Raw genomic sequence first — 25,247 nt, forward strand, 5'->3', positions numbered from 1 at the left:
TATGAAGCCAAGTTACATCGGTGGCTGTGTTGTCATAATAAATTGGTAGCGGCACTAAAGTGCCGAGCCACACAGAGGATATGGTCCTCGGAACGGGGATGCCGGCATCTCCTTTGATGCGTGTTAGAAAGAATAAAAGTCCACACTGATTCGATTTTGCTAACGCAAATTTTTTTAGCCTAACTTCAATCCCGCGATTTGCTTTTCAAGTTCTGCCGCTTGCGTTGCAAGTTTCTTCTTGAGTTCCTGTGTGGCGGGGGAACTCTCGTCTTGAATACGGTGGTTGGCCATTTTCAGGAACTTTTCCACTTTCGCCATGTTCTCGTGGGTGGCGCAGTCGCAGTAAGTTTCGACCATACGCTCAAAGATGTATTCCTCGGCGGTTTCGGACAAATGAACCATGTCGCTGTCGTAGAAGCGGTAGTCGCGCAGTTCGTCAATCACGATTTCGTAGCTCGGGAAATATGTAACTGCGTCATTGCGAGGAGCCGAAGGCGACGCGGCAATCTCTTCGATAGCTCTTTCTATGCCGAGTAATACCGTTGCCTTGGAAAGGTTGTTGCCGTGCGCTCCGTCGCCTAGGTGCCTGATCGGCGACACGGTAAAGACGATGTGTACATTTTGATTCAGTTGGCGAATACTTGTGATGGTATCGCGGATCGCTTGAGTTGCCTCGTCGACCGAAATCATTCGGCGCGTGAACATTTTCGGATCTTGCCGGTGACAATTCGATACGGGCTTAACGCGGTCCTTTAAATAGTAAACGAATGCAGTGCCGAGCGTGATAAAGATGACGTTTGTCTTCTGCATGAATTCACGGGCTTGCGCCGTCGCGGCATTCAGTTTCTCAAGGCATTCTTCTTTTGTCGTGCCAGAAAGTGAACTGTGTGCATCCCAGCAATGCCAAAGTCTGTCGCATCGCGTGTCTTGAAAAACATCTTCTTCTCCGAAAACTTTCCCGTCGGCAATTGCCTTGATCTGGCTTGCCAAAGATACCGGGTTGTAGACAGTGCCGAATGGGTTTACTAGAACATGGAATTTTCGTTCTGCGAATTGCGCCGAAATGTTATCCGCAAAGCACGATCCGAAAAATGCCAAATGGCTTGTGTAGTCGATTTTAAAGTCTGCTGCGGGAATGTCGATTTTCGTGAAAAAGTTCATGCGACAAATTTAAATAGAAAAAGCCACATGGGTTAGAAATGCCGAACGGCATTTTGATGGGATTGCGGTGTTGAATTATTTTGTATTGTGGAAATTGTCTGATTTTTGTGTAGAATTTGTGAAAGCTTATAATTTTGATAAAAATCAATAAAATGTATTGTGAAATACTGGTCTTTTTGAAAGTTATGTTGTATATTCTTGCTTGTCCGGTGCACCTGACGATGCGGCTTTAATTGGGGGCCGGACAGGAGGAATAGGTGAAAGACATTCTGACATATACGGATTACCGCCGGTATATCGCAGATTATTATGCCGACAAGAAGGCGAAATCCGCGATTTCTTGGCACGATTTTGCTAGGGCGGCGGGGTTCTCGTCGCCTGTCTATCTGAAATATGTGAGCGAAGGAAGGTTCAACTTGAGCGAAGCGGCCGTAGAACGTGTCTCTTCTGCCATGAACCTTTCCGATTTTGAACGGGAATATTTCCGCGAGATGGTACGCTTTGATCACGCCAAGACGGACAAGGCGAAAAAGGACTCATTCCAGAAATTGATGACGATGGCTGAAAGCCGCAAAGCTAAAATCATCGAGGCTGACGCTTTCCGTTATTTCGATAGCTGGAAAAATCCCGTGCTTCGCGAACTTGCTCCCTCTATGCCGGGGGCAAAACCCTTGGCGCTTGCGCATGCTTGCCGCCCCAAGATTAGTGCTGCCGAAGTGAGCGAATCGCTGAACTTTTTGGTGAAGGCGGACCTTTTGCAGAAAGACGAAGAGGGCAACTACAAACAGACTGATAAAGTGGTGACGACGGGACCCATGGAGGTGACGCCTGTTGCTGTTCGCGGTTTGCATCGCCAGATGGGTGAAATCGCGCTTGAGACTATCGAAGGCGTGCCTCAAGATAAACGCCATTTTTCTGGTGTGACGTTGGGAATTACGCAAGATGCCTACGACGAAATTGTCGCGGAAATCAATGCATTCCGCAAGAAAATTATTGAAATTGCCACAAGGGAAAGCGAAACGGATGAAGTGTATCGCTTGAATATCCAGTTTTTCCCGATGACGAACAAAAACGAAAATAAAAAGGGTTAGGAGGACAACATGAAACTTACTAAGGCCGGAAAATTAATGGTGCTGGCGTTCTTGCTGCTGGCGGGTTGCTCAACGGAAGAGGGCGTGCATTCGCCCGTAAAGAATGAGCCGCAGGTGACTGAAATGGGTGGCGCCTCGGAAGAAACGGGGATAGCTGCGCTGTATGACAATGTTACGATAAGGGGGCGTGTAACGGAGTTGCCCGCGCTGCTTGATTCGGCAAACAAGTACTCGGATAGCGAATTGAGCTACAAGACGTCTGCCGTAAGAATGTATGAACTGGATTCTGTAACGTTTGATACGGTTGGAGCCGTTCATTTGGGATATCTTCTTAATCCGCGAGGCGAGTTCCGCTTCGATAGCGTTTCTTTGAATAGCCCGTATATTTTGCTGGAAGTGAGTCCGGATCAGTTCAACGGGTACGGAAAACGGTTGGCGGAACTGACCGGGTTGACTGCCGTTGTTGATTTGCGTGAGACGAAAGATATTGAGATTAACAAGTTGACGTGTCTGGAAGGCTATCGCTTGCGTTATTTGGTTCAGTCGGGAATGTCCATTGCTAAAGCTAGACTGCAAGCGGGGCGCGATGTGTTGGATGCCTTTGGAATGTACAAGGTCGATTTTGAAACGATTAAAACGACTGAAGTCGCCGAAGGCGTGATGGCAATTGATATGTTTGAAGAATTTTTGGACTTGTTAAGTTATGGAGAACTTGACGAGGTTGCGGAACAACTGGGCGAAGAGGGCAGCTTGAGCCGTGTGGCCTCTTCTGTAAGTGATCGCTTTATTTATTGGACGCTTCAGAGCTTGAACTATATGATTATAAACGAGGTTCATGGTTTCCCGAGAGATACCTCTTTGAAAAAGGAAATCTACGTTAACTTTGCCGTGATTTTGCTCGGGTTGGATGATTGCGATTACCGTAATGACGGCCATGTCTTCAGGAATGAAAAAGTCGTTTTCAATTTCAAGTGCTCCGATGAAAAGTGGGATATTGTTGTTAAATCCGTTGACTATGTCGCCGATTCCTTGACAGATGCCCGTGACGGAAAAACGTACAAGACGGTAACGTATATCATCAATGGTAAAATGCAGACTTGGATGGGTGAAAATCTGATGTACGGCGAAGGCGCAGGGAACTATCTGTTTGCCGAGGTGATGAACATTGATGGGAATATCACGGATTCGTTAGGCCGCACCGATTATGATATAGTCTATGCTGTCATGGATTCTGTTGAGGCCGAGAAGGGCTATTACCAAGGTATATGTCCCGATGGTTGGCATCTTCCGAATGGTTATGATTGGTGGAATCTTATGAAGTTTGTTGAAGAAAAGTTTGATGTATACTATGATTTGGGGGTGTATTTGTTCGCTGCTGGGTTTGGGGTGATGGTTGATAGTAGTGCTGTGAACGACTGGGTTACTTACGCCGTTAAGCCGGATCGCGCGTTTGAAGAATTTGACTTTGGAGGTCGTTGGTATAACGCGCTTGAAATTGATGATGATGGAAAATGGATTCTTGGTGAAGATATCGTAAATCACGTCATGCGTGTTCGCTGCGTAAAGAATTAAATGGTCGTGAGAATCGGTTAGGAGGCCGAATGGGGAAAGGAGGAACGGAAGGCGGGCTTTGTGCCCTCCTTCTTTTTTTTGCCAGTTGCCTTCGCTCAACGTTATTTTGGTATTTGCCATTTATTGTATAAAATTGTGGTTTTTTATACAAAATTTTTAAAAATGCTTAAATTCTTGAAAAATAATGAAAAATTTATTGTAAAAACTATTGACTTTTTAAATTTCGTTGTTTATATTTAGAGTGTACTTAGCTTGGGCCGAGTTTTCGGGGGGTTAAGAGGAGGACAAATGAAAGATATACTTGAATATACGAGCTATCGTCAGTATATCGCGGACTATTACGCCGACAAAAAGGCGAAATCTGCGTTTACTTGGCCGGAGTTTGCTTCTGCGGCGGGATTTTCTTCGCCAGTCTACCTAAAATATGTGAGCGAGGGTCGCTTCAACTTGAGCGATGCGGCTGTTGATCGTGTTGCCGCGGCAATGCACTTGTCCGGTAGCGACCTTGACTTTTTCCGCGAGATGGTTCGCTTTGACCATGCCAAGACGGACATGGCCAAAAAGGAATCTTTCCAGAAGTTGGTGACGATGGCGGAAAGTCGCAAGGCGAAAGTGATTGAGGCTGATGCGTTCCGCTATTTTGACAGCTGGAAAAATCCCGTGCTTCGCGAACTGGCTCCTGCCATGCCGGGGGCAAAACCGCTGGCACTTGCAAAAGCGTGTCGCCCCAAAATTACCGCTGCCGAAGTGAGCGAATCGCTGAACTTTCTGATTAAGGCGAACATGCTCCAGAAAGACGAGAACGGCAATTACGTTCAGACGGACAGGTCGATTACGGCCGGACCCATGGAAGTGACTCCCGCCGTGATTCGCGGCCTGCACCGTCAAATGGGCGAACTCGCTCTCGATGCAATCGAAGGCGTGCCGCAAAATGAACGCCGCTTTTCTGGCGTGACCTTGGGCATTACGCAAAGCGCTTACGATGAAATCGTCAGAGAAATCGATGCCTTCCGCAAGCGTGTTGTTGAAATTGCCACTAGGGAAACTGAAACGGATGAGGTGTACCGCCTGAACATCCAGTTTTTCCCCATGACAAATAAAAACGGTACAAAAAAGGGTTAGGAGGATATCATGAATTACTCAAAAATGGCAATGCAGTTTGTCTGTAAAATGGCGATGCCGCTCGCCTTGATGTTCGCGGCCTGCTCCACTGACAATGGAAATACCATTTCAAAGGTGGATTCGACTCCAGGGCCGGAGATGGGCGGCTCATCGGAAGAGCCGAATGTCATCGCGTACGAAAATATCTCTTTAAGGGGGCGTGCTTATTATGCGCCTGCGCTTGAAGGTCAGATCAGCTCAGATGAAATTGCTGTGTCTGCTCCGCCGAGTGTTTTCCTGTATGGAGGCGAGGCTCGTTTGTCAGAATTGGATACTGTGACCTTGGAATCGCTGAACGATACGTCCTTTACGACCAGTATCTGTACAATGGAGCCGGATACTTTGACCGGAGAAGTGGTCAATCCCTGTGACGAGGGGGTGGCTGCCGGATCTTTCCGGTTTAAAAATATCACGTTGAAAAGCCCCGTAGTCTTGATAGAGGCTGTTGCGGGGGATGTGTCGCTCAAGATGATTGTGGACATACGTGATTCGGGTTATTATGCTATTGACGCGATGTCGCATTTGGCGTATTACCGAATCATGAATCTTGTCGCTTCCGGCTCGTCATTTGCCGCGGCGAAAACGCAGGCTAAATCAGAAATCATGAGTGCATTTGCGTTTGACGAGTCGCCGGCCGTGCGGCAGGCTGCCTTGAGTGAAGGGGTTCCGTATGCTCTTCTGGAAAAAATTGGACAGGAGTTTGGTGCGACAGGTTCAGTTGCAGGATTGTCGGATTCGACAAAAAGAGCGCTTGAAGAATCGATAGAGGGCCAGCGTGTTTTCGCTATTTTGGAATTCCCCTCCATTGCTTTCGAAAGGCTCGGCGATAGCTCGGCCCTGTATTACCAGGAATGCCTGCAGAAGAAATTCTATTATGCAAACCTGCTGGCGGCTGTATTTGGCCATGGAACGTGCTCGGTCGAGAAGGAGGGAACATTTGCCGATATTTCGGGCGATTTCTTTGAGCTGGAGTGCCTGTCTGGCTCTTGGGATTTTGTCCCTCGGAAAAGGGGAGGCGTTGTCGTCAATCACACATTTGGGACGATGACGGACTTCCGCGACGGCAAGGTGTACAAGACGGTGACTCTCGATTTGGGTGGAACGTCGCAAACTTGGATGGCTGAAAACCTGAAGTATGAGGCGGAAGGTTCGGAATGCTATAAGGAAGAGACGTTCAAAGGCGAGAAGTCTTATTGTGCCTATGGTCGCTTATATTCGTTCTTGTCTATGTTGGATTCTACGTACTTTAAGTTCACCACGGAAGAGGGTTGCGTTTCGGTAAAAACAGATGAATATTTGGCCGAATCCCTAACGGCGGAGGAAAATCCTGACACCTTGTCTTTGATTGAAACGGCTCAGAAATGGGCAAGGGAAGAGTGTGGCTATCTGTTCGAAGAAGATGCCGACTACAGTGAAGATCCCGAGAATGTGAAGTGGGACTTGATTGCCGATTCGCTGGATGTCTTAGATTTTAACATGTGTCCTGATGGCTGGCATGTGGCTCGATACGAGGATTGGAATGCGTTGTTCTCGTTCCTGAGGGATCGCTTCGGTGTTGAACCGGGAAAAGAAATAAATCTTTTGCGGTCGAGTTATGGTAATCCGACAGGATTCGGCTTTGATCTGTTGGGCGATATACGCGGAATCTATGGTGCGTATAGAATCACGACTAGAACGTTGAATTATCTGTTTGCACCGACGTTGTTGCCTGAAAATTCCCGTAATCCGGAATATGACTATTCTACGAACGCGAAGGTGTTTGGGAGTATTATGTTCCCCGGGATGGAGGTTGGGAGTATAATGGCGCTCCGTTATTATACGCTTAGACATGCTTATGGACCGGCTACAACGGGTTTCGTCCGCTGTGTGAAGGACTGATAGCGAATTTGGCGGTTAGGAGGAACGAGAAGGCGGGCTTTGGCTCGCCTTCTTTACATATATACGAACAACGTCCGCTCGGCGCTAAAGTAAACGAAAGAGATTTTATGTCGTAAAATATTGCGATTTTTGAATAGATTCTCAAAAGTGTTTAAAATTTGCTGAAAAACTTAAAATTTATGTCATAAAACTATTGACTTTTTAAAAAACGTTGTATATATTTAGGATGTGCTTAACCGGGGGGTTAAGAGGAGGATAAATGAGAGATATACTTGAATACACGAGCTATCGCCAGTATATCGCGGATTACTACGCCGAACGAAAGGCGAAGTCTGTGTTTACTTGGCAGGAGTTCGCTTCTTTGGCAGGGTTTTCCTCGTCGATTTTCCTGAAATACGTAAGTGAAGGCCGCTATAACTTGGGCGAAGCTACTGCTGCGCGCGTAGCTACTGCCATGAATCTTGCGGACTACGAGTGCGATTTCTTTGTGGAGCTGGTCAAGTTTGACCATGCGAAAACGGATGCCGAAAAGAAGGCTGCTTATGGCAAGATGATTTTGATTGCCGAGGCGCATAAGGCCAAAGTTCTGGAAGGCGATTCGTTCCGCTTTTTCAGTGACTGGAAAAATCCGGTCATTCGCGAATTGGCGCCTGCCATGCCGGGGGCAAAGCCCTTGGCCCTTGCCCATGCCTGCCGCGAAAAAATAACGGCGGCCGAGGTGAGCGAAACCTTGAATTTCTTGGTCAAGGCGGGTCTGCTTCAAAAAGACGGTGCAGGTAACTACACGCAAACCGAAAAGTCGGTGACGACGGGCCCTATGGAGGTGACGCCTGTCGCCGTTCGTGGCATGCACCGCCAAATGGGCGAGTTCGCCCTTGACGCAATTGAGGGTGTTTCGCAAGAGAAACGGCATTTTTCGGGTGTGACGCTTGGTGTTACGCACGAAGCTTATGATGAAATTGTGCAGGTGATTGCCGAATGCCGTAAGAAGGTAATCGCAATCGCAACCAGGGATTCTGCGACAGACGAAGTGTACCGCCTGAACATGCAGTTTTTCCCGCTGACAAACAAGAGTGTTAAAAAGGGTTAGGAGGATAACATGAAAAATCTTAAAATAGGTGAATTCGTAGATTTCGCGTTTGCAGCGCTTTTTACGGCTGCTGTACTTACGTTCCTGATGATAACAGGGTGCTCTACTGACGAAGGAAATACGATTTCAAAGGTGGAAAGTACTCCTGGAATACCGATGGGCGGGTCTGCCGAAGAGACTAGCGCACAGGCTTCGCTTGGGAACTTCACATTTGCGGGGAAAATCGGCAACGTTTTCCCGCGAGTGATGAACTTGGCCGACGAGAGCGGAAACGTATTTTCTTCGACAAGTGGCCGCAATGTGGTCTTTGCGAAAGGGACCATGATTACGGTGTTTGAGCTGGATTCTGCTTCGCTTGATACTACGGGGCAATACTTTGTCGGTACGCTTTCGGATTCTAGTGGAAGTTTCTCGTTTGAAGATTTGTCGCTTAACAGCCCGTACGTGCTGATATCGGTGCAGGATTCATGTAAAAGCGAAAATTGCATCGAAAAAGGAATGGACTATTTCAGACAATATTATTATGTCGATGTGGCCCCCGATGCGAAATACTCGAGAACATTGAGTGCCATAGTCGATTTGCGGAAGACGAAAAATATTAGTGTGAACATCCTGACGCACTTTAAGGCGCCGGTGCTGCGCAAGAATGTTGCAGAAGGTCTTTCTTTTGACGAGGCGAATACGCTTGCCGAAAAGAGTGTCCTGGAATGGTTTGGTGTTTATGAAAATTTGGGCGCCTTTGAAGAAGCGGACAACAATGTCGATTCCGATCTGGCTTATGTAGGTCAGATTGCGCTGGAATACGGAAAAGCGGGCGGAAGAGCTTGGCTTAACGATGAGTTTGTTTTGCAAAATCTGATTGACCAGTATTGGTTTGCTTCGCCAGATGTATTTCCCAAATTAGGGAAAGAAATGGAATCGTTATACAAGAATACGATGAAGATGATTGAGTACAAGACTGCCTATTTGGCGCATTATTTGAAAAAGGGGCAGTGTACAGAAGAGAGAGAAGGGGAAATGTTCTATGATGAAAATATGAGCTACTACAATACGTTTGCCTACGTTTGTCGCTCGGGTAAATGGGTTCCGGGATATAAAAAGGTTGAACATGTCAAGGGTACTCTGGTTGATAGCCGCGACGGTAAAACTTACAAGACGGTAACTTACAACATCGGTGGAGTGTCGTACACCTGGATGGCTGAAGACTTGGACTATACGGGTAAGGTCTCTGCGACGGGCGATTCCTTGAAGGCTGATTTGGCTGATCGTTCGATTTGCTCTTACAAGGAAGAAAAGTCTTGCGAATGGAGTAGTCGTGAGTACAAGTGGGAAGCCGCAGCGAATGTTAACATTGATTCTGTAAAGATACTGCTGGTCAACTCGAAGGGCGATACCGTCATCATGCCTGAATTTTGCACAAACGCGCTTAGGATAATGAGCGATAGCATTGCGGCGGAGAATCCTATTTTCTGTAACCTGGAAGACGGTTTTGATTGCCTGCCGAATCTTTGGGGGGCTGCGGTGGGTCAAGGACCGTGCGACTCCATTATGGATGCAAATGGTGGCCTGGATGCAGCAAGCTGGAACTATACGGAGTTGTTGCCTGAATATGATCCTTCGTCGTTCCAGGGCATTTGCCCGGATGGTTTCCGACTCCCCAATGTGAAGGATTGGGCAACGCTGATTGGGTATATGGAAGAGCAGTATGATATAGACTCTTCGAAGGTGGGCAGAGTTCTTCTTGACGAATATGCTACCGGTTTTGGAATGAAGAATGAACTGCGAGCGTTCGATGTCGAAGATATGTGGACTTTTGTCTCTCCCATTCGCGATTATATAGGAGTTCCGAATTTTGAATTGAAGCCGGTTACCGAACTTTCTGACACGAGACCTGGAATTATTACCAGAATCAGCGGTATGCAAATTAGCGAAAGTTCTTTAATCTATATGACCGCTTCAGACTATAACTATGTCTTTGATCCGTATATCGTACGCTGTGTCAAAACCGAATAGGGAATTGGGTGGTTGAGAACAGGAGGTGAACGAGAAGGTGGGCTTAGGCCCGCCTTCTTTGTAATTTTTGTGGCATGGAGGAAACAAATAATGTATCTTTATGGTATCTTGCGGAGTAGACGCAAGAAAAGGAATTGTATGAAACCTGGGAAGACTGAACTTCGTTTGAATGCCGAAATCGAAAAACGCGGCGCGCTTTTTGCCGTGCTGTTGGACCCCGATACGTCTGACGAAGCTGCCTTTGTGAAGGCGGGTGCTATGGCCGCCGAAAATGGTGCCGACCTTTTGTTGGTGGGCGGTTCTTACCTGGGTAACTTTACGCTGCCCAAGCAGGTGGCTGCCCTCAAGGCCAATGTGGACTTGCCTGTGGTGCTGTTCCCGGGTGGAGCCTCTCAGGTGGTGCCCGGCTTTGATGCCATGCTCTTTATGACGCTCGTGAGCGGCCGTAACCCGAATTACCTGATCGACGAGCAGGTCCGTGGTGGAGCCCTGGTGCGTGCCTTGAACATGGATGCGATTCCGACGGCCTACCAGCTGATCAACAGCGGCAAGCGTACTACGGTCGAATATATTAGCGGTACCATGCCGGTGCCCGCCAACAAGCCCAAACTCAGCATGGTGAACTCCATTGCCGCCGAACTCATGGGCATGCGCTATGTGTACCTGGAAGCCGGTAGCGGTGCCGAAGAACCCGTGCCGGTGGAACACATTGCCTACACCCGCAAGGCGACCGAAATGACCATCATTACCGGTGGTGGAATCAAGGACCCGCAGACTGCCGCTATGCGCGTGGCTGCTGGCGCGAACATCATCGTGACCGGCACGCTTTGGGAAAAGGTCGAAGATCCGAAGCTGTTGGCTGAATTTGCTTCCGCTATCCATGTGAAGGGATAGACGCCTCGCTTTTAAGCCTTTGTTTGACGATGTGCTGTGATGAATAATTCTTTCTTAATTTGTAGCGCTGTTTTCAGCGCTTTTTCTGTATAACCTTTTTCCTTTACTCAAATATTTGTGTATTTTTCTGTTAGAAGGAATGTACCGTTTTGGTGCAGTTTTGAGGTATCTATGAAAAAAATCGTGATTGTGACTTATGTGCTCCGTGCGCTGGGCTTTGTGCTGGTGCTTTTGATGCTTTTCGGGCATAGCATTGTGTTGAATATGTTCCCTGGACTTGAGGGCCATTCGATCAATCCGTTGTTCTATACTGGCGTGGCCTGCTACGCTACGGGTGCCATTATCCATTTCTTTATCAAGAAACAGGAAATGGCGGAACGCCGCCGTCATGAAATCGAAGATGCCGAGGAACGAGCCTTTGGTAAAAAGTCCGACGATTCGGACAAGTGATTGGGTTGTTTATGATTAAGATTGAACATTTACATAAGACGTACCGCAGCGGTTTCTTGATGAAGCCGAAGCTTGCGCTTAAGGATGTGAGTTTTAGCGTAGAACCGGGACAGGTGTATGGCTTTATCGGGCCGAACGGCGCGGGCAAGTCTACGACTATCAAGGTGCTTACGGGCCTTCTGAATTTTGATTCGGGCAAGGTGCTGGTGAACGGGATTTCTCCGCGTAACGTGAAGAGCCGTCAGTTTATCGGTTATTCGCCGGAACAGCCGTACTTTTACGACTACCTCACGGGCCGTGAACTGTTGAAATTTTACGGCAAGTTGGTGGGTCTTTCTGGGACCGAACTGGACAAGCGTATCGACTGGTCGCTGGACTTGCTGCATGCGAACAAGGACTGGATCGACCGCCGCCTGCGTTCGTACTCCAAGGGTATGATGCAGCGCGTGGGCATTGCCCAGGCGATTTTGGCCAAGCCGAAACTGTTGATTCTCGACGAACCCATGAGCGGTCTTGACCCGATGGGTCGCCGCGATGTGCGCGAAGCCATTATGGAACTGAACCGCACGGGGGTCACGATTTTCTATTCGAGCCACTTGCTCTCCGATGTGGAATCGATCAGCCACAAGGTGGCGATGATTGTGGACGGCAAGATTGTTCGCGAAGGAACCGTAGACGAGATTACGGAATCTTGCGGCGTGGAATACCACGTGCGTACCCGCGAAGCGATTCTGCAGGCGGAACTGCCCGAGGGCGTAAGCCCTGCCGGCCATCCGCAGGAATGTGTGTGCGCCGATGACGCTGCCCGCGACCGCCTGTTGCGCTATTGCTTGGAAAAAGGGATTGCCGTCGAGCGCATGGACCACAAGCGCCCGAGTCTCGAAGACATTTTGACAGAGGAGATTGCCCGTGCAGACGCTTAAGCATATCGGCATTATTGCCCTCAATACATTCCGCGAATCCATTCGCGACAAGATTCTTTATAACATTGGCTTTTTGGCGATTGCGCTCACCTTGTTCAGCATTGTGCTTGGCGAATGGTCCGTGTTTGACCGCGCCTACGTGATCAAGTCGACCACGCTTTCGGTGATGAGCCTTTCGGGCCTGTTGATTTCGATTTTCGTGGGCATTAGCCTGGTGCAAAAAGAAATCCAGCGCCGTACGGTGCTTACGCTGCTCTCGAAGCCGATTAGCCGCGCCTCGTTCATTGTGGGCAAGTACTTTGGCTTGCTTGCGGTAGTGGCTGTTCACCTGATGCTTTTGACGGCCATTTACTACGTGATGCTGTTCCTCACGGGTTCTGCTCCGACGCTCAGCTTGCTTACGGCTATCTACCTGATTTTCTGCGAGATGGCGGTGGTAATTGCAGTGGCGCTCCTGTTCAGCAGCTTTAGCAGCACGGTGCTTTCGGCGCTCTTTACTCTGGGCGTTTACTTTGCGGGCCACTTGAGCGACCAGCTCTTGGAACAGGTGCGCTTTGCTACCCGCATGGGTGAACTGAATGGAACGTCTAGCATGCTGTTCCAGAAGGCTGCCGAAGTGATTCACGCGATTTTCCCGGGACTTTACCGCTACAACGTGACGACTTATGTGGTGCACGGCGTGGCACTCCCTGATATGTACGTATTCTGGAATAGCATTTATGCGCTTGGCTACATCGGCTTGTTCCTTGCGATTGCAAGCTGGTGGTTTAGCCGGAGGGACTTCTTATGAGAAACCAATACATGGCGAAAGTCCTTGTGCATAACAAGGTCGTTTCCGAGGCGCAGGTTAAGGCGCATTGGGGCGAAATTACCGACAAGAAAGACATTGGTCAAGTGCTCGTGGATGCGGGAATTTTGCCGCCCCCGATGTATATCAAGGTGCTCGCCTTTGTCAAGAATTTAGAGGCCAAGGCTGCCGCCGAAGGCGGCGCGGCTGCTCCTGCCGCAGCACCTGCAAGTGCGGCGCCCGCTAATGCCGCGCCTGCTGCTCCGCAAAAGCAGTCGGCCGCGCGCTTCGAAGCGCCTCCGGCATCGGCTCCGTCAGTTGCTCCTGCGCAGCCTGCACAGTCCGAAGGTTTGCAGATTGAAGGCAATAGCAGCTTGTATGGCGAAGTTTCGACCTCCAACGTGGAAGTCGAAGCGGTTGCGGGCTTGGAATCAACCAGCATCAGCACGGTGCAGGTGCAGGCCGAAGCCGAAGAAGAAACTTCGGGAGAAGATTCTGAAAAATTGCCGAGCCGTTTTGCGATTTTGACCGGCGAGGGAACGCCTGTCGAAGCTCCTGAAAAGATTCGCCCGATGACGAACCTGTCGCAGATTATTGCGTTTGCCCGCAAGTTCGGTGCAACGGATATTTACCTGTACGCGGACCGTCCGGTGGTCATGCGTCAGTCGGGCGCGCTCTTTGTGGCCTCGGACGATGCCTTGGATTTGTCCCGCATTAACGAACGCTTGGACGAAGCTGCCAAGGGATTCTCGGACGGCTACAAGATTGTAGTCGGCAAGAACTTTAGCAAGACGATTGGCCTTGCTGGCGTTGGTCGCGCTCGTATTACGGTTACATGGAATGGCACGAATCCGAGTGTTTCGATCCGCGTGATCCCGCAGGAATCGACCACGCTTGAAAACTTGTATTTGCCGGCGTTCTGCAACCAGTTTGTGGAACTTAACAGCGGTCTTGTGCTTGTCGCAGGCCCTGCTGCAAGTGGCCGCTCTACAACGATTTCGACTTTCGCCGAGACGATTGCCGCGAATCGCGATGTGTACATTCAGACGATTGAAAAACCGATTGAACGCGTACTCCAGAATCCGCGTGGTGCAATTGCTCAGCGCGAAGTGGGCTTGCATGTGCGTTCGGGTATCGAAGGCGTTGAACTTGCCATGCAGAGTGGTGCCGACGTGATTCTGTTCGACTATCTTGAAAATCTCGAAGAACTTTCGATGCTGTTGCGTGCCTCGAACGCGGGTGCGTTGGTGTTTGCCGTAACGGCAGGCAACAATATCCATGCCTTGCTTTCTCGCTTGCTTTCGTCGGTGTCTGCCGAAAAGCGCACGGCGTTTGCGAACTCGCTCGCTGAACAGCTCAAGGGTATCATTGTGCAGCACTTGATCCCGATCGTGCAGAATCAGGGCCAGGTGCTTGCAGTCGAAGCCGCCAAGATGAATTCCACGATGGCGAACATGCTCCGCCGCGGCGAAATCTCGCAGCTTTCTGCTTCCATCAGTAGCCAGAAAGATCAAGGTATTTCGCTGGATGATTCCTTGCAGAAGTGCGTGGAATCGGGCTACATTGAAGGTGTCGAGGCGTGGAAACGCGCTTGCGACAGTCGTCGCTTTGCGGCTTACAGGGCTCAGAACTAAGGGGATGCTATGGCTACAGAAATTGAATCTTTGCTAGAATACACGCTGAATGTGGGCGCCTCTGAACTTGTGATTACCGAAGGTGCCGCATCTGCCGTTCGCTTGGCGGGTAAGGTTTGCGCTATTCCCGATGCTCCCGCTGTCGAATCGGGTTCGCTCCGTAATTTCTTGAAGTCGATGGAAGGTGAATCGGGTACGGTCATGGGTGGCCCGTGGTGTGGCTCCAAGTGGCGCGTGCGTTACAACCGTACGGCTTTGGGAAACTCCGCCATTTTCAGGCCCGTGCTCGAAGAATGCCCGGACTTTTCGGCGCTCGGTGTGCCGGAATCCATGATGAACTTGCTTGGAGTTCGCTCGGGCCTTGTGATCTTTAGCGGTCCTGCATGCAGCGGCAAGACAACAACGGCGACTGCTTATGTGTCTGCGCTTTGCCAGTCGGGCATTATGCGCGTGAGCCTCTTGGACCCTGATGCCGAAATGCCTGTAAAGCAGGGCGATAGCTTGGTTCTTGAAAATTCGACCGGTACCATTCCCGAAAAAATGGATCAGGCGCTCCGTAGCGGGATCGACTTGATCTGGCTCGGTAATTTCGAAGGCCAATCGCTGATTCCGGTGCTGCGTGCTGCCGAGGCGGGCGCCCTTGTGGTGCTCACAGTAACGGCCGGTAACGCAGTGGGTGCTCTCGATGCATTGCTTTCGTCGGAAACTCTTGAAAATCGCGACATGGCATGCAACATGCTCGCCGCTGTGTTGAAAGCGGTGGTGGTGCAACGCTTGCTGCCGGGCGCTCAAGGTGTCGTGCCCGCTTGGGAAATCCTTTACGGCACTCAGAATGTGGCCTCCAAGATCCGTAGCGGTGAATATTATACGCTGCCCTCGATTATCGCGGCTTCGGCCTCCGAAGGCATGATGCTTATGGACGATTGCCTTGCGGAACTTGTAAAGGCCGGCTATGTTTCTTCAGAAGATGCCGTTCGAGTTGTTTCGAATCCGGCTCGCTTAGGGTAATTCGTGCGGAATGGGTTAGGCAAATTTGTCGCGATAATTGCTCTGTGCGCAACAGGGGCTTTCTCTGCCGAGAAAGACTCTGCTGAAAAGGTGCCGTCGCTTGATTTACTGAAAGCATCGGTAGATTCGATTGCGGCAGCGGATTCGGCTGCGGTAAAGCCGGATTCTTCGCTGAAAACGGTCTTGTACTTGGGCGGTGGCGAACGTTCGCCATGGTTCCAGCTGGGTGTGTTCTATGCGATTGAAGAATACGGTATTCCGGTAGATTCCGTGGTTGCGACTTCTTGGGGCGCCTGGATGGCTGCCCTCTGGACTCGCGGAGTTCCGCTCGATGACATCCAGAAGATTATGCTGGATCCGGCGATTGCGCCTTTCGTTGGGCATGACCTTGTTGCGCCCACAAATAAGGCGGGGTATCGCGAGATTGATTCTTACGAGCTTCCGATTTCTGTTTCGGGCGTTCCTTCGATGCGCAAGCGCTATGCGCTGACCATGGATTCTGCGTTCTCGGTGCGTGGTGATTCTAAATCGCTCACGCCAGATTCGATGCAAGTGACGCGCGCTCTTGCAAAGCTCCGCTTTCAAGAAAGTATTTACCGCCAGCGTTCTAAAATACAGATTCCGTTCGCGGTGCAGTCCTGCGAATCGGGCAAGGCTGTGGTTATCGGGAATTCTACACAAGAGGTAATCGCCTCGCTTCCGCTGTGGAAGGCGCCTAAAAGCTCTTCGGAGAATCCGTCGGGAGAACTTTGCCCGTATTATGCGATGCCGATTGAAGACAATGCCCATGAGCTTTCGATCATTGTGGTTTCGGATCCGCTGCGAGCCCCGATTGTAGGCGATGAACGTACTCGCTTGATTAAGCAGCATGTGTCTGAAATTTTAGCGAGCCAGCCGGGAATCATTGTTCGTGCACATACGATTCTCGATACCGCACGCTCGGCGTGGATCCAGTCCGGATTTACTTCGTTCGAAAAACAGCTTGGCAATTTTAAGGTGCTTAATGGTCGTCGTCATGTCTATTCTGCGGACCAAAAAGGAGCGATGCCTTGGTTCAAATTTGAGCCCTCGTATGACAGCCTTTCGTCGGAAGTGCAGAATGCGGTGAAGTCGTACTGGCTTGAGTCGGATACGGGAATGGTGGCGCCCGAAAATTTTGCGCTGAACTTGCTGCAGAATCCGGCGTACGATTCGTTGGATTTGAACATGCGCCCGAGTGGGCATGTTACGGTGGAATCTTCGGTGAAGCCGGTTGTCGATTTTGCCGTGGGCGGATTCGGTTCGAATGCGTTTGGACCGAATGTATACGGCGAGGCGTCTGTTCATTATGTGGACCATGTCGAAATAGAATTGGTGATGGCCGGGTTCTGGGGCGAACATTCCTACGGATTCCGCCCGCGTTTGAATATCTCGAAATTGTGGAACCGCCATTGGGATTTGCAGTTCGGCTACGATTACCTGAAACTGGTCCCGCTGAAAGGCTTTAATGGCAACATCCATCGCGGACTTCGAATTATCTCTGAAGAACGCAGCGACTTGATGATGGACCTTTTGTATACGATCGATAGTCGCCAGCGTGTTTCTGCGGAATTCAGGTTCGGTTCCAGGTATTACGATTTGGATTCGGCCTACTATGGCAACCGCGAAATGAAAGCGTATCCGGTTTCTCCGATGTTGCATTACCGCTATTTGAATGGAGAAGACGACAACTGGTTTGCAAATAACGGCTATGCCTTGAACGTTTGGGGCGGCTTTGAATCGATTGGCTATGACGACGGCATTATCGATGTGGTGCCTATTTACTGGAAACTGTTGGCCGATGCACGCTATACGATTTCTCCGATACGTTTTGTGACTTTGACAGCAGCTGCTGCGGGTGCAATCGAACGTTACCATGACGAAGGGCATGGCTATGTTTCGCCGAAGTCTTTTGACAAACCCCCGCTGGATGTGGCTTACCGCCAGCATGCGGTTGCAACACCTTGGTCGACCGAATGGTACAATCCGGAACTTTCTTCGCATGAATATGCCATGGTACGCTTGAATGGCGGATTGCATGGCGATTATCTGGGCGCTTGGCTTTTTGGCGCTTACTACCATGACTTTGAAGATAGCCCGTATGCGGATTTGGATGTAGACAAGTTCGTGTTTGAACCGGCGCTACGCTTTGCCTACAAGTCGGTGACCCTGTATGCGGGGCTGAGCCGTGTCGTTGATTACGGCTCCTTCGGTGACTTGACTCACCTCAGCGGATACAATTACTTTGTCCGCGTTGGAAATTACGAGTTTTAAATGATTGTTGCTTGCTACAGGGCGAGCGGCATCCAGGGCTTGACTTCGTTGACCGAGGTCAGCTTGCCTTGCAGTTTGCGACGAATGGCTGCCGCGGCAATCATGGCGCCGTTGTCGGTGCTCAGACTGCGTTCCGGAATGCAGAACATGATTCCGTGCTTGTCGCAGTAATCTTGCAGGCGTGTGCGAAGCCAAGCGTTGGCGCTTACGCCGCCACCGACCACGAGAGTTTTCATCTTGGTCTTTTTGAGGGCGGTGATCGTCTTGGTCACAAGGCTATCGACAATGGCGTCTTCCAGGGAGGCGCAAATGTCGCCGATGTTTTTCTGGATGAATTCCGGATCGTGCGTTTCGGTATAGCGGAGCACGGCAGTCTTTAAACCGCTAAAAGAAAATTCGCAGTTGTCGTGCACATGGAGGGCGCGCGGAAAATCTACAAACTTGCGGTTGCCATCTTTGCCGAGGCGGCTGATGGTGGCACCTGCGGGGTACTTGAGACCGAGTAACTTTCCGCATTTGTCGAATGCTTCGCCGGCAGCGTCGTCGCGGGTGCGGCCGATGCTTGTGTACTTGAATCCGGGTTCTTCGAGAACGAGTTCCGTGTGACCGCCCGAAACGGTAAGCGTCAAAAACGGCGGTTCGATTTCGGGGTGCGTGAGCCAGGCGGCGGCCAGATGGCCTTCCAGGTGGTTCATGCCGTAAGCCGGAATCTGCAAGTCGCGGGCAAGGCCCTTGGCAAAGCTTGCGCCAACAAGGAGCGGTCCCATGAGCCCAGGGCCCGTGGTGTAGGCGATGGCGTCAATGTCCTTGAGTTCGATGCCCGCTTCTTTGACGGCGGCTTCTGCAATCGGAGAAATCTTTTGTAAGTGTGCGCGTGCCGCGATTTCGGGAACCACGCCGCCATAGAGGGCATGTTCGTCAATTTGGCTGTAAAGCGGGTTGGAAAGAACTTTTACAGGATCGTCTTGCAGTACGGCACAGGCGGTTTCATCGCAGCTGGATTCAATTCCAAGCCAGATCATGGAGCTACCTCTTCAAGCGAGTCTGCGGGAGCGGCAGGCTTAATTTCTTTTTTGCGGAGCGTTACCTTTTCGGGCTTCAACTGGATTGCCTTGATAGACATTTCGCGGTTGATGTGGGCCGGAAGCGAAAGCTTGACGGTCGGCGAAAGGCTGTCGGCGTCTTCGATGGCGAATCGGTTGAATTCCATTGCCAGTTCAATATTCTGCGAGGTGATTGAATCAAGAACAACTTCGCCACCGGTGATTTCAACCGAAAGGGTTTTGGGTTCCAAAGAGTAAATGCTTCTGTCGAAGATTCCGATCAAGTTCACGGGAATGCTGTCGTAGGTGCGGGAATCCATCTTCTGGATGTTCACCGAAATCTTGACCGAGGAATCGCTGGGCGAAACGAATGCCGGAAGCATGCTGAAGTCCAGCGGAATTGTGAATTCCTGGCTTGCGTGCAGCGTGTCAAAGAACGAAGAATCGGTCGGAATGTCGATAATGCGGGTGAGAGCGTTGCGGGCGCCGGAGACCATCAACTCTTCGGGCGTAATCGAGGGCTCGTCCGCAATCAGGTAACCCTGCGCTGCAGTAAAAGTCGCTACCGACTTGATGGGAACGTTTCTTGTAATGCGGGTGTCGATGTCGAGGTCGACAAACAGAAGCTGGTTTTCGGGTTCGACAAAGCGGATGTCGGGGAAGCCTGCGGCCACGAAGTTCTTGCCGTCCAAATGCACGCGCTTGGCGCCGAGTTCGGCCTGCTGCAGGTCTACGACCATGGCAATGGAATTTTGCTTAGGGTCGCTTACTAGGTTGTTCAAACGGATCAAATCCCACGACTTGCCTTCGACTGTAATGTGCAAACTATGGGGCGGTTTCGAGGCAATCGCCATGGTTTCGGGGAGCTTTACAAAGTTCAGGGGCACATTCACCGAAAGCTGGAAATCCTTTTGCGAGATCACAAGGAACCAGAGGGCGATGCCAAATATCAGTGCGGTTATTTTTAGAACGATGTTTCCCATAGACTTCTCGAATGATTGCCTAAAATTTAGTTATAATTCACTCCGTGCTCGGACAACTTGGCTATTTAATATCGGAATCTTTTCGCGGAATGCGGCAGCACCGCACGGTGATTTTACCGTCGTTTGCCACCATATTCCTGTGTTCGCTGCTTTTGGCGGCTTCGTTTACCGCTTTCGGGGCGGTCATGCGCGTTCTTTCGATGGAAAAGAACCTGTATGCTATCGAGGCCTTTTTGCCTGAATCGGTGAACGAGGATTCCCTGAAGGTGATTCAGAATCGCCTGGAACACACCAAGTTTGTTGATTCAGTGACTTTTGTAAGCGCCGATTCGGCCCTGGCCGATTTCCGCAGGCATTTTTCGGGCGAAATGCTCGAACTGGTGGAAGGCAACCCCATCCCGCCCTTTTTCAGGCTGACGCTTGATGAAGAGAACAAGAACCCCTCGACCCTTATCGAGGTCAAGAACGCCCTTGCCCGCGAAGACTTTTTTGAAGAAATTCAGGCGCCAGTCGAATGGGTTGAGAAAATCGCTGCCTGGAAATTCCGCATGATTTTTTGGCCGATATGCATAAGCGTTTTGCTCCTGTTTACGCTGTCGCTCATTATCTGTAACTCTGTAAGACTTTCGCTGTTGTCTCGCAGGCTTTTGGTCGAAAACATGAAGTATGCTGGCGGCAGCCACTTCTTTATCGAGTTCCCGTTTATACTGCAAGGGGCCTTCCAGGGCCTGGTCGGTAGCGGCATTGCCGTGATTCTTTTGGCCGTCGTGTTGAACTCGGTGGCAGATGCTTTTCCGATTGTGGCTGCAAATTTGACTGGACTTGGAACGGGGTTGTTCCTGGTGGTTGTCTTGGTCACAGCCCTTTCGGGTTATTTTAGTTTCCGCACGGTGCGCGAATTCCTTTCGATTAAGCGCAATGAACAGGAATGATGATGCGTCTTGTCGTCTTGCTGTTTTGCTTGCTGCTTGGGTTTGGTGCTGAAAACGCCTATGCAAAGCCTGCTGCAAAAAACGCCAAGAGCGCCCCTGCGAAGTCGACGTCTAAGAATACTCCGGCAAAAAATGCTTCGGCAAAGAAGCCGACAAAATCGTCTGTAAAGGCTTCGTCAAAGAATGCCTCCAAGTCGGTGACTAAAAAGACGGACGCCCAGATTAGCGAACAGAAAAACGCCCTTAAGAAGTTGGAGTCGGACCTTGCAAAAAAACGCCAGGAACTAGCCCTCCTCGAAACCGAAGAAAAGGGCGTGCTGAACACGATTTCGATTCTCGACCAGAACCTGAATCAGACCCGCACTTACCTTTCGGAACTGACCAAGAGCGAGGTCATGCTGGAACGGGCGCTTGTGCAGCTTACGGCTGACATCGATTCCTTGGACCGCAAAATCGAGACCCGCCGCGAAGCCATGAAAAAGCGAATCCGCACGCTCTACATTAGCGGCCGCAATAGCGAAGCTCGAGTGCTTTACAGCCTGCTTACCCAAGACGGCAACCCTGACCGTCAGGTGTACTGGGTACACCACATTCTGAACCAGGACCAGCAAGAAGTCGACGCCTTGCAACAGCTGGTGCAAGAACGCGACGAGAAAATGCAAATGGAAAGCGAGCACCTTTCCGATTTGAAGCAGATGCGTTCCAAGAAGGCGGCCGAAGAAAAGGGATTGGTCTCGCAAATGAGCGGGCAAGAAAAAATGCTTATGTCCTTGAAACATGACCAGAACATGCAACGCCGTGCTCTCAAGGAATTCGAACAGAACCAGAAGACCATGCTTGCGCTCATCAAGAAACTCGAAGAAAAACGCAAGAAGGAAATTGAGCAGGCGAAGAAGGACGAAGCCGCCCGCAAGGCAAAGGAAAAGGCTGACAAGGGCAAAAAGAAAGACACGAAGGCGCCGGCAAAGAAGGTGGAAAAACCGAAGGTCACTGTGGCCGAATCGGTAAAGGGCCCCAAGTGCACGCCGCTCAAGGGAAACATTATCAGCCAGTACGGCTTGCAGGAACATCCGGTGCTCCACATTATGACTCGTAACCTAGGTGTCGAAATTCGCGGAAAACGGGGCGATGCCGTCCGTGCCGCAGCGGCAGGTTCAGTCGTCATGGTGGGCGAAATCGACGGCCGCGGACCCTCGGTAATTATCGAACACGAGGGCGGAACTTACTCCGTTTATGGTCACCTCAAGTCAATTCGCGTGCAAGAAGGCAAAGAAGTGCGAAATTGCGAAGAAATTGGCGAAGTGGGCGATGTTGCATCGCTAAATGGAATTAAATTGTACTTCCAAGTGAGCGAGGGTACACAGACCGTGGACCCCTTGCAGTGGTTAAAGCAGAAATGATCGAATATACGTTAAATGGTCCCGCCTCTCAAGAACGCGCCCGCATCCGCTTGATGTCGGCGCTCCGCGAGAACCGCTTTCCGCAGGCGATTTTGATTGATGGCCCTGCTGGAATCGGCAAGAAAAAACTCGCGATGGAAATCGCGAAGGCGCTCCAGTGTACCGATCCGAACATGCGCCCTTGCGGACATTGCTTTGGCTGCCGTATGGCAGACGATAGTGGTGCCACTGACGGCTGGGTCGTGCCGATGGAATCGGCCGAGGCTCACGCCCGCAGTTCCGACGATGTTTCTGCCGGCAGCAAGGCGAAAACGGTGGAAGACTTCAAGAAAGCCTACATCGAAGAAATCCAGAAGAATCCGTACCGCGTAGACGTGTTTTCGACAGGCGCCTTTATTTCGGTCGACTTGATGCGCATGATGACATCGAGCTTTGCCATGAAGGGCGACCGCGTGCGTACGGTGATCATTGCCGAAGCGGACCGCATGAACGAATCGGCGGCGAACGCCTTCCTCAAGACACTTGAAGAAGTTCCGCCGGACACGTATTTTATTTTGACGACCAATTCCCGCGAAAAGATGCTCCAGACGATTCGATCCCGCTGTCTGGCGCTCCACTTGTTGCCGCTCTCCGACGACGAAGTTCGGTCGGAAGTCTTGCAGGTCGCGGGCGAAGATTTTGATGAAACCTCTTTGACTGACGATGTCATTGGGCTTGCGGTCGGGTCTCCGGGCAAGGCACTTTACTACGCCGAACATGCGAAGGCCTGGTGCAAACTGGCCGCTGACTTTGTTGTGCATTCCCTGCGCGGGAATTACACCGACTTGTTTATGGAATTGGGCGAGACTTCGCTGAGCGATGCTTACGAAGCGAACCGATTCCTGGAAGTGCTTTCGTTCTTGCTTGCCGACTTGTTGCGCGAACAGGCGGGCGCGCGCTTGCGTATGCCTGAAACGACCACGTCGGTTGGACTTGCGAACTTTCCGCGGGTCGATGCGACTGCGTTGGAACTTGCGCTTGTCGCTGTGCAAGAAACGATGTCTAGAATTGAGTCACGCCGAGTGACGGCGACCATGAGCTTGCAGAGCTTGTCGCTTAAACTGTTCGAGGGCTACAAGTAATGGCTCAAGAAACGACAGATGTGGAACTGAGCGAACGCTTGGCTTCGGCAATGTCGAAGAGCCTGCGCATACCCCATGTGGTGGCGCGCTTCTTGGTGTCTCGAGGAGTCTGCACGGTGTCCGAGGCGCACCGCATGCTGTGCGGAAACGCGGGCGATGTGCTGGACCCGTTCTTGATGAAGGGAATGGAAGAAGCGGTTGCCTGGCTGCTGGACATTCGCGAAAAGCACGAAAAAGTTTTTGTATTTGGCGACTACGATTTGGACGGCATGTCGGCCGTGACGCTCATGACGCGAGCCTTGGCCGAGCTTGGCCTAGAATCGGATTGGCGCCTGCCGAACCGCTTTGGCGACGGCTACGGACTTTCTGCTTCTGCTGTCGAAGAAATGCATGAGGCGGGCGCCCGCTACGTGATTACGGTCGATACCGGCATTACCGCGAACGCCGAGATTGCGCTTGCCAAGAGCTATGGAATGTCGGTGCTGGTCATTGACCACCACCAGCCTTCGGGCGATGGACTCCCGGATTGCGATGTGCTTTTGGACCCGCACCAGGATGGCGATACATACCCGAATCCGGAACTCTGCGGCGTGGGAGTTTCGTACAAATTTGTTTGCGCCCTGTACTCCAAACTTTCGATGCCCGAACCGACCAAGTTCTTGGACTTGGTGGCGCTCGGTACGCTTGCTGACTTGGTCTCCATGACGCCTGAAAATCGCGCCTTTACCAAGACGGGACTTAGGTCTATTGAAAGCAGCCACTGGCCTGGCCTGCAAGAAATGTACAGCAACTTGATGAAGGGCCACGGTAGCGTGGGCGGCATCGATGTCATGTACAAGTTTGCGCCGCTCCTGAATGCGCCTGGTCGTATGGAACGCCCGGATCCGGCTCTCAAGCTTTTGCTCAGTCCGAATATGGCGACCGCCAATGCCTTGATGGCTGAACTGCGCGAATGGAACAGCAAACGCAAACAGAAAGAAGCCGAAATTACAGAGATGGCGCAAGAGCAAATGAAAGCCATGTATGGCGATAATTTGCCGACGGTGATTGTGGTTGCCGGAAACGATTGGCATGTGGGCGTCATCGGAATTGTGGCAGCCAAGCTTGCGCAAGAATACCACCGCCCGACTGCTGTGCTTTCGATTCAAGGCGGCATGGCGCATGCGAGTGCGCGTGCGGTGCCGGGCTTCAACTGGCATAAGGCTTTGTTTGAGTCGCGCGAATTGTTTGACCGCTGGGGCGGTCACGCCAACGCGGCGGGATTCTCGCTTTCGGCCGATAAGATTGACGAACTCCGCAAACGCTTGGAAGTCTCTGCGGCAAACCAGAATTATACCGGCACCGAAGAATGCGAAGGCGAGACGGCGCCTTGCTCGTACGATATTCGCATCTCGCTCAACGAACTGATTGTTGAGGCTTCGCAGTACATGACGCCGGGCGATTACGGCTCGGGCAATTGTGCAAACAAGGGCCAGCTGATTTCGATTCTCGACTTTATCGACTTGCTCGAACCATTCAGCGGAAACTTCCCGTATCCGACCTTCCGCGCCGACAACGTGAAAATCCACAGACTCCGTGAACTCAAGGGCGGACATCTGCAAATGGATATTTCGCAGGCGGGCAGCCGCGTGTATCCGGCGATTGGCTTTGGACTTCGCAAGTTCAAGAGTCTGCTCAGCAAGCCCGTGTCGGTGATTTTTGAACCCACCTGGAATTATTTTAACGACCGCAAGTCCTTGCAACTTTGCGTCAAGGCCATTGAGCCTTATATTGAACCCAACACCGTAAACGACTAGGATAACTAAAAATGCGCA

The 25,247-nt window shown here is 51.0% G+C and carries 20 protein-coding genes; 17 read left to right on the forward strand and 3 right to left on the reverse strand.

What is annotated here, in order from left to right; genetic code table 11:
• Positions 1–174: 174 nt before the first annotated feature.
• Positions 175–1,161 carry a GSCFA domain-containing protein gene (locus QZN53_RS08620; protein WP_163438608.1) on the reverse strand — a complete coding sequence of 329 codons (987 nt, stop codon included), beginning with the start codon at positions 1,159–1,161 and terminating at the stop codon, positions 175–177.
• A gap of 257 nt (positions 1,162–1,418) precedes the next feature.
• On the opposite strand from QZN53_RS08620, the gene QZN53_RS08625 reads away from it, so the two are divergent.
• The 13 genes from QZN53_RS08625 to QZN53_RS08685 all read left to right on the forward strand — a co-directional run bounded on the left by QZN53_RS08625 (position 1,419) and on the right by QZN53_RS08685 (position 17,954).
• Entirely contained in the window at positions 1,419–2,252 is an 834-nt protein-coding gene (locus tag QZN53_RS08625; RefSeq protein WP_163438609.1) for a TIGR02147 family protein, read from the forward strand.
• 9 nt (positions 2,253–2,261) lie between these two features.
• A complete protein-coding gene (locus QZN53_RS08630; protein WP_163438610.1) occupies positions 2,262–3,824 on the forward strand; it encodes an FISUMP domain-containing protein in 1,563 nt (520 codons plus the stop codon).
• Between the two features lie 288 nt (positions 3,825–4,112).
• On the forward strand, positions 4,113–4,946 hold the full coding sequence (locus tag QZN53_RS08635) for a TIGR02147 family protein (RefSeq protein ID WP_163438611.1): 834 nt from the start codon (positions 4,113–4,115) through the stop codon (positions 4,944–4,946).
• Between the two features lie 9 nt (positions 4,947–4,955).
• A complete protein-coding gene (locus QZN53_RS08640; protein ID WP_163438612.1) occupies positions 4,956–6,863 on the forward strand; it encodes an FISUMP domain-containing protein in 1,908 nt (635 codons plus the stop codon).
• A gap of 259 nt (positions 6,864–7,122) precedes the next feature.
• Positions 7,123–7,953, forward strand: coding sequence for a TIGR02147 family protein (locus tag QZN53_RS08645; protein WP_163438613.1), 831 nt, complete (start codon positions 7,123–7,125; stop codon positions 7,951–7,953).
• 9 nt (positions 7,954–7,962) lie between these two features.
• Positions 7,963–9,966, forward strand: coding sequence for an FISUMP domain-containing protein (locus tag QZN53_RS08650; protein ID WP_163438614.1), 2,004 nt, complete (start codon positions 7,963–7,965; stop codon positions 9,964–9,966).
• 138 nt (positions 9,967–10,104) lie between these two features.
• Complete coding sequence (locus QZN53_RS08655) at positions 10,105–10,860, forward strand: geranylgeranylglyceryl/heptaprenylglyceryl phosphate synthase (RefSeq protein ID WP_163438615.1); 756 nt, start codon at positions 10,105–10,107, stop codon at positions 10,858–10,860.
• A 171-nt stretch (positions 10,861–11,031) separates the two neighbouring features.
• Entirely contained in the window at positions 11,032–11,310 is a 279-nt protein-coding gene (locus QZN53_RS08660) for a hypothetical protein (protein WP_163438616.1), read from the forward strand.
• Between the two features lie 11 nt (positions 11,311–11,321).
• On the forward strand, positions 11,322–12,233 hold the full coding sequence (locus QZN53_RS08665; protein ID WP_163438617.1) for an ABC transporter ATP-binding protein: 912 nt from the start codon (positions 11,322–11,324) through the stop codon (positions 12,231–12,233).
• Positions 12,220–13,023, forward strand: coding sequence for an ABC transporter permease (locus QZN53_RS08670; RefSeq protein ID WP_163438618.1), 804 nt, complete (start codon positions 12,220–12,222; stop codon positions 13,021–13,023). Before QZN53_RS08665 ends, QZN53_RS08670 begins: the two co-directional genes overlap by 14 nt.
• Positions 13,020–14,654 (forward strand): type IV pilus twitching motility protein PilT, encoded by a 1,635-nt coding sequence (locus tag QZN53_RS08675; protein WP_163438619.1) that lies wholly within the window; start codon positions 13,020–13,022, stop codon positions 14,652–14,654. Before QZN53_RS08670 ends, QZN53_RS08675 begins: the two co-directional genes overlap by 4 nt.
• Before the next feature lie 9 nt (positions 14,655–14,663).
• Positions 14,664–15,662: an ATPase, T2SS/T4P/T4SS family gene (locus tag QZN53_RS08680; RefSeq protein WP_163438620.1), complete on the forward strand. Its 999-nt coding sequence runs from the start codon at positions 14,664–14,666 to the stop codon at positions 15,660–15,662.
• A 3-nt stretch (positions 15,663–15,665) separates the two neighbouring features.
• The gene (locus tag QZN53_RS08685; RefSeq protein ID WP_163438621.1) at positions 15,666–17,954 is read left to right on the forward strand and encodes a patatin-like phospholipase family protein; all 2,289 of its coding nucleotides are present in this window, start codon (positions 15,666–15,668) and stop codon (positions 17,952–17,954) included.
• A 14-nt stretch (positions 17,955–17,968) separates the two neighbouring features.
• Here QZN53_RS08685 and tsaD read toward each other — a convergent pair whose 3' ends face one another.
• Both tsaD and QZN53_RS08695 read right to left on the reverse strand, forming a co-directional pair.
• Positions 17,969–18,976, reverse strand: coding sequence for a tRNA (adenosine(37)-N6)-threonylcarbamoyltransferase complex transferase subunit TsaD (gene tsaD / locus QZN53_RS08690; protein ID WP_163438622.1), 1,008 nt, complete (start codon positions 18,974–18,976; stop codon positions 17,969–17,971).
• Entirely contained in the window at positions 18,973–19,980 is a 1,008-nt protein-coding gene (locus tag QZN53_RS08695) for a YbbR-like domain-containing protein (protein ID WP_163438623.1), read from the reverse strand. Before QZN53_RS08695 ends, tsaD begins: the two co-directional genes overlap by 4 nt.
• Positions 19,981–20,069: 89 nt before the next feature.
• On the opposite strand from QZN53_RS08695, the gene QZN53_RS08700 reads away from it, so the two are divergent.
• Genes QZN53_RS08700 through recJ form a run of 4 tightly spaced genes read left to right on the forward strand, consistent with a single transcriptional unit; the run spans position 20,070 to position 25,229 of the window.
• Complete coding sequence (locus QZN53_RS08700; RefSeq protein WP_294652559.1) at positions 20,070–20,912, forward strand: ABC transporter permease; 843 nt, start codon at positions 20,070–20,072, stop codon at positions 20,910–20,912.
• Complete coding sequence (locus QZN53_RS08705) at positions 20,909–22,312, forward strand: peptidoglycan DD-metalloendopeptidase family protein (protein WP_294652561.1); 1,404 nt, start codon at positions 20,909–20,911, stop codon at positions 22,310–22,312. Before QZN53_RS08700 ends, QZN53_RS08705 begins: the two co-directional genes overlap by 4 nt.
• The gene (locus QZN53_RS08710; protein ID WP_163438625.1) at positions 22,309–23,433 is read left to right on the forward strand and encodes an AAA family ATPase; all 1,125 of its coding nucleotides are present in this window, start codon (positions 22,309–22,311) and stop codon (positions 23,431–23,433) included. The genes QZN53_RS08705 and QZN53_RS08710 overlap by 4 nt, the downstream gene beginning before the upstream one ends.
• Positions 23,433–25,229, forward strand: coding sequence for a single-stranded-DNA-specific exonuclease RecJ (recJ, locus tag QZN53_RS08715; protein WP_294652564.1), 1,797 nt, complete (start codon positions 23,433–23,435; stop codon positions 25,227–25,229). Before QZN53_RS08710 ends, recJ begins: the two co-directional genes overlap by 1 nt.
• Positions 25,230–25,247 lie beyond the last annotated feature (18 nt).

Origin of the sequence: uncultured Fibrobacter sp. (genome assembly GCF_900316465.1) — a bacterium.
Lineage (GTDB): Bacteria > Fibrobacterota > Fibrobacteria > Fibrobacterales > Fibrobacteraceae > Fibrobacter.